This window comes from Prevotella heparinolytica (assembly GCF_004342845.1).
Lineage (GTDB): Bacteria > Bacteroidota > Bacteroidia > Bacteroidales > Bacteroidaceae > Bacteroides > Bacteroides heparinolyticus.
Window position 1 is genome coordinate 1 of sequence record NZ_SLXB01000048.1, and the last position, 5,541, is coordinate 5,541.

Here is a 5,541-nt window from a genome sequence, read left to right on the forward strand (position 1 = left end):
TTTCAATTCAAATCGTCACGCTACAAAAAGATACATAACTATGCGATTATCAAAGATTTCAAAGAACGATGTTTAATTTAAAGTGCCCACTAGTGGTTCCACTCATTTTTTTACGTCCTATTTGGGCATTGAAAGTACTATCGGCATTGAAAGTAAAACTCATCTGTCCTTCCTTGATGCCGACTTTGGCCAATTGCTCATCCAACTTACTTTCAGCAGCAGACGCAGCAACGAGGCCTCCAGCTTTTTTCAATAAATTGTCTGATTTAAAGTCCACAGCTGCTCCTGTATAACTCCACGTTCCTACCATATCTACTATGGCGGTATTTTTCCCGATCACTGTTTCTACAGCTTTATTGAACAGATCTGAAAGAGCTTGTGCCCGACCGCAAGTGGGCATGAACATAGCGGCAATAAGTAATTGCCCAAGAATATTTTTTTTCATTGTTTTGTTTGAGTTTATATTATCTACTTATTCAAATCTTTGTTAATACTTTCCATGTAATCTAATAATTCCTTCTTTCCCAATCGGTTTTCGGAAGAGGTCACGAAATAAGGCGGTAATTCCTCCCATTGTTCCTGCAATTTTTGAAGATACTGACTGATATTGTTATTCAGTCTGCCTCCTTTCAACTTATCGGCTTTGGTAAACACAATGGCAAAAGGAATGGCATTCTCACCCAGCCACTCTATGAATTGAAGGTCGATGGCCTGAGGTGCCAGCCTACTGTCTATCAGGACAAACAGATTGGTCATCTGTTGACGTTGCAAGATATAGCTTTCGATGATATTTCTTATTTGCTCCTTGCCTTTCTGTCCCCGCTTGGCATATCCATAACCCGGAAGGTCTACAATGTACCAGCTCTTATTGATAAGAAAATGATTGATGAGCATCGTCTTCCCGGGAGTAGCAGAGGTCATAGCAAGGCCTTTCCGCCCGGTGAGCATATTGATCAGGCTGGATTTTCCTACATTAGAACGTCCGATAAAGGCATATTCGGGGAAAGACCCTTCCGGACATTTTTGCACATCTGTATTACTGATGGTAAATTCCGCACTTGTAATATCCATGATTGTTTCTGCTTTTTTATGTTACAAGCGACAAAGGTAGCACTTATTTCATAAGATTACACTATCTTTGCGTCCAATAGGAAGATTTTAAGTATGAATGGACAATTTCCCTCGACATTATTGGAAAAGGCGGTAAGCGAGTTTGCCAAGTTGCCCGGAGTGGGACGTAAAACGGCTATGAGGCTGGTTCTTCATTTACTACGGCAGGATACGGCTACAGTAGAAGCGTTCGGTAACGCAATCGTCACATTAAAACACGAGGTAAAGTATTGCAAGGTCTGTCATAACATCTCTGATACGGAAACGTGCCGCATCTGTTCCAATCCTCAGCGAGATGCTTCGGTGATTTGTGTAGTGGAGAATATCCGTGATGTGATGGCAGTGGAAGCTACACAGCAGTTTCGTGGGCTGTATCATGTATTAGGAGGTGTCATCTCACCGATGGACGGTATAGGCCCCGGAGATTTGCAGATAGAAAGCCTGGTGCAGCGAGTACTTGCCGGTGGCATTGACGAAGTTATCCTGGCACTGAGCACAACGATGGAAGGAGATACAACCAACTTTTATATTTATCGTAAACTGGAGAAACTCGGAGTGAAGCTTTCTATCATAGCCCGTGGCATTTCGGTGGGCGATGAATTGGAGTATGCCGATGAGGTAACTTTAGGGCGTAGTATTGTAAACCGTACTCCATTTTCAGGAACTGTATAAAACTCTTTGAGAATCTATAAATTATCACAATCATATATGGAAAAAGAAATAAAAAAGACTACAGCACACGTCAAAGTAGCTTTTGCCTGTTTTTGGATGATTTCCATTCTGCTTGTCATATCCGGAGAGATGGGAAGTAGCTGGGTGGGACTGTATGTAGGGAATATTTCTGCAACTTATATGGCCGAAACGATAACCATTTTACTGACCGCATCTTGTGTGCCAATCTCCTTGAAACTTTTCTCGTGGGTTCTGACCCGAAAAATAGATATCGCAGCTCTTCCCAAAGCTCTTCGCCTCTATGCTTTGTGGAGTGATATTCGGTTGGTCTTGCTAAGTTTACCGGTTTTAACCGGTTTTTTCACCTACTATATGATGTTGAGCACCACAGGGGTACTCTGCGGTATGATAGGCTTGACTGCCTCCCTTTTCTGTTTACCCGGTGAAGAGCGTTTGCGTAAAGAACTGCATATTGACAAGTAAGAATGTGACTGATTTAGCAATGAATAAATCTTATTTTCGTAGTAAACGAGTATGTCTCCGAGCCATGGAGCCGGAAGATCTGGAAGTAATGTATGAAATGGAAAACGACCCAGAAATGTGGGATGTGACCAATTTCACCGTGCCCTACTCAAAGTTTATATTAAAGCAATATATAGAGCACTCCGAATGCGACATGTTTGCCGACCGTCAGCTACGGATGATGATTGTACGTATGGAAGACAATGCTGTGATGGGCACCATAGACATCACCGAGTTTGTTCCCATGCATGCCCGCGCAGAAGTGGGCATTGCGATGCGAAGAGAGTATAAAGGGAACGGCTATGCCAAAGAAGCATTGGAATTACTGTGTAATTATGTCTTTAACTTCCTGCACCTGAAGCAGCTGATTGCTCATATCACCACTGACAACAAAGCAAGTATACACCTTTTTGAGTCATGTGGTTTCGTGTCATGCGGACTTCTGAAAGAATGGTGGCGTGTTGGCGGCGTATACAAGGACGTAGTATTGCTGCAATGTCTTCGAAGAACTAATTGAATATGGGGATTTGCGGAAAACGTGACCAAATTTCATACTTCCCTCCCAACTTGCAGAGTGCTTTTTTCCAAAGTTCGTCACTGGCTTCTTCATCCATCAGTGAAGCGATATTCTCTTTGCTCACCAACCATGTGTTCTCGTGAATCTCTTGGCACAATTGTTTATGCTCCCATCCGGAGTATCCCAAGAAAAATCTGATTTTACCTTTTATGGGATATCCCTGCATAATATATGCCTTAATAGCTTCAAAATCGCCATTCAGATAAAAATTTTTGTCTATAGGAAGCGCACCCTTAATGCCGTCGAGAGTATGTAGATAAAATAAAGTATCCATACTGATCGGGCCACCTTTGTAAATCGGAATGTTTTCCCTACAATGAAATCCTTCGAGAATATCATTCAAGCATACGGGAAGCGGCTTATTCATGACAAGCCCCATTGTGCCATCGTGTGTATGGTCTACCAATAAAATAACAGAGCGACCAAATACATGATCACACAAAAAAGGTTCGGAAATTAAAACCTTTCCTTGCGCTGGAACAACGTGGTTTGTCTCTATTTTGAAAATATCGATATTAGTATACATGCCACTAATATACAAAATATTTCACAACGAGCAACCAAAATCAGTTATTTTTTTTAACCAAGCACGCTTTTCTTAACAGATTATTATTTTAAGAGCCTATTTTATTTTTACTCAAGATTCCTTGTAAGTAAATCCTAAATAGGCTCTGATATGACGGAAATATTCCTTGTGTCCCCACCTTATTCAATGGGATGATTTGCTGCAAAAACAGCCATTCGCTCATCCAATAGAGCATATTGGTGATCGTATATAAAAGAAGTACATGCACGCAGTCCTTCCTGATTACTTCCTGTAGTGACCAAAGAGATGGCACTAACTCCGTAATACATCAATTCTTTGGCAAGTTCGCCACTGCTCATTCCCGGATAACCAATGGTAAAGTAGAATCCATCGGCAATAGGGTCACCAAGGTCATTATCGTATACCAAATGGAAACCATGGCGCAAAAAAATCTGTTTGAGACGGTTCGCACGGTCACCATATACTTTCACCTCATCAAGGAAATTATATTTCCCCTCATTGGCAGCCTTCAACATTGCGGCCAAGGCATATTGTGCCGAATGGCTGGTTCCTGAGGAGAGCGCATACAATACCCGGTGGATGAACACCGTACCGAAAGTACCGCCGCCATATCGTTTAGTCAGTCCGGGGTAGGTACGATTATAAAGTTTATCAGAAATACAACTTACTCCGATACGCTGCCCCGCATAGCTGAATGCCTTGGAACCAGAGATAAGCAGCACATAATAATCGGTATAGTGTGCCACAGAAAGTTGATAAGGTGCCTGGAAAGGTTGGCTCAGGTCTTGACGGAAGTCCATGGCAAAATACGCAAGATCTTCTAAAACAATGGTATCATACAAGGTGGCAAGTTCGCCAATGATACGCAATTCTTCTTCTTTTAGGCAGATCCAGCTGGGATTATTCGGATTGGAGTAAATAATCGCTGCAATATTACCTTTGCGGAGATAACTTTCAAGTTTATACTTTAGTTTATCTCCACGATATTCATACACATCGAAAGTCTCAAATTTATATCCCATTACTACCAATTGCTGCTTTTGTACCGGAAAGCCGGGATCAATGAAGAGAATGGTATCTTTCTTTTCGTCACACTGACAAGAAGTGAGGAACGAAGCAAAAGTCCCCTGCATAGAGCCGGTCACGGGTACGCACCCTTCGGCAGCTACATCTACATTGATAAAAGCTTTGATGAAGCGTGAGGCTTCTTCTTTCAAGGAAGGTAATCCATTAATATCCGGATAAAGACTGGCAATACCATTCTTTAAGGCCTCGATTTCAGCTTTCACTCCAACGCTGGAAGGTGGCAGGCCTGGTACTCCCATCTCCATTTTAATAAATTCCACCCCCGATGTGGCTTCCACTTTAGCAGCAATGGCTTTCACTTCGCGTATGGTTGCTTTTGCAAAATCTGCAATATGAAAATCTTCGATAGCTTTATCTACTAACTGACGTTCGATAGGAGTATTTTTCATAATTTTCAATATTAATTTAGCTTCGCAAAGGTAATATAAATCTCACATAATCAATCGATATAAAAAATAAAGATATTTTTTTCTTTCAAGCTATTGCAGATTTCAAAGAAATATCTACCTTTGCAACCGCAATCGAGAGAGATACCGAAAAGCAATAAATGGTGCGTTAGTTCAGTTGGTTAGAATACATGCCTGTCACGCATGGGGTCACGGGTTCGAATCCCGTACGCACCGCAAGAAGAAAGTGTCTAAAAGAGACGTGAAGGTTTCAGTATTGATTTATACAAGGGTTGAAAGTGTAACCCAAATTGTACCCCTCAAAGTGAGAATAAAAAGCAACAATATATAAATCAATGCGATAAGTGCAAAAAGTGGCTTTCCCGTCCATACCGCAGAAAGCCTAAGAAAAAAGGCGACAAAAGAAAGACAAGCCCTTCAAATTCAGTGAATTTGAAGGGCTTTTTCTATGTATTTTGTCTTAGTCGAAAGTCAAGAAAAAGACAAAAAACGACAAAATAGAGGCCCTAAACTGTACCCCCTACCTCTAAAAACCGCAAAACGATTTGTGATACTTTACCAAAACGAAATGTAACAAATTCGTTTTCGTTAACACAAATCGATTTGTGTTTTTTTTATTT

6 protein-coding genes, 1 tRNA gene and 1 pseudogene are annotated in these 5,541 nt (G+C 41.2%); 4 read left to right on the plus strand and 4 right to left on the minus strand.

Annotated elements, in window-relative coordinates:
- Window positions 1-88: 88 nt before the first annotated feature.
- Window positions 89-445 (minus strand): annotated as a pseudogene (locus tag EV202_RS14675) (lipocalin-like domain-containing protein); the annotation flags it as partial.
- Window positions 446-468: 23 nt separating this feature from the next.
- Window positions 469-1,071: a ribosome biogenesis GTP-binding protein YihA/YsxC gene (gene yihA, locus EV202_RS14680; RefSeq protein ID WP_106068655.1), complete on the minus strand. Its 603-nt coding sequence runs from the start codon at window positions 1,069-1,071 to the stop codon at window positions 469-471.
- A 93-nt stretch (window positions 1,072-1,164) separates the two neighbouring features.
- On the opposite strand from yihA, the gene recR reads away from it, so the two are divergent.
- The 3 genes from recR to EV202_RS14695 are packed head-to-tail and all read left to right on the plus strand — an operon-like array spanning window position 1,165 to window position 2,821.
- Window positions 1,165-1,782: a recombination mediator RecR gene (gene recR / locus EV202_RS14685; RefSeq protein WP_106068654.1), complete on the plus strand. Its 618-nt coding sequence runs from the start codon at window positions 1,165-1,167 to the stop codon at window positions 1,780-1,782.
- Between the two features lie 36 nt (window positions 1,783-1,818).
- On the plus strand, window positions 1,819-2,265 hold the full coding sequence (locus tag EV202_RS14690; RefSeq protein ID WP_106068653.1) for a hypothetical protein: 447 nt from the start codon (window positions 1,819-1,821) through the stop codon (window positions 2,263-2,265).
- 19 nt (window positions 2,266-2,284) lie between these two features.
- Window positions 2,285-2,821 carry a GNAT family N-acetyltransferase gene (locus tag EV202_RS14695; RefSeq protein ID WP_131927582.1) on the plus strand — a complete coding sequence of 179 codons (537 nt, stop codon included), beginning with the start codon at window positions 2,285-2,287 and terminating at the stop codon, window positions 2,819-2,821.
- On the opposite strand, the gene EV202_RS14700 is transcribed toward EV202_RS14695, so the two are convergent.
- Both EV202_RS14700 and EV202_RS14705 read right to left on the minus strand, forming a co-directional pair.
- Window positions 2,814-3,407, minus strand: a complete 594-nt coding sequence (locus tag EV202_RS14700; RefSeq protein WP_106068651.1) for a YqgE/AlgH family protein — start codon at window positions 3,405-3,407, stop codon at window positions 2,814-2,816. The genes EV202_RS14695 and EV202_RS14700 overlap by 8 nt on opposite strands.
- A 179-nt stretch (window positions 3,408-3,586) precedes the next feature.
- Window positions 3,587-4,903 (minus strand): aminotransferase class I/II-fold pyridoxal phosphate-dependent enzyme, encoded by a 1,317-nt coding sequence (locus EV202_RS14705; RefSeq protein ID WP_106068650.1) that lies wholly within the window; start codon window positions 4,901-4,903, stop codon window positions 3,587-3,589.
- Window positions 4,904-5,063: 160 nt separating this feature from the next.
- On the opposite strand from EV202_RS14705, the gene EV202_RS14710 reads away from it, so the two are divergent.
- Window positions 5,064-5,137 (plus strand) — tRNA-Asp (locus tag EV202_RS14710).
- The last annotated feature ends 404 nt before the right edge of the window (window positions 5,138-5,541 follow it).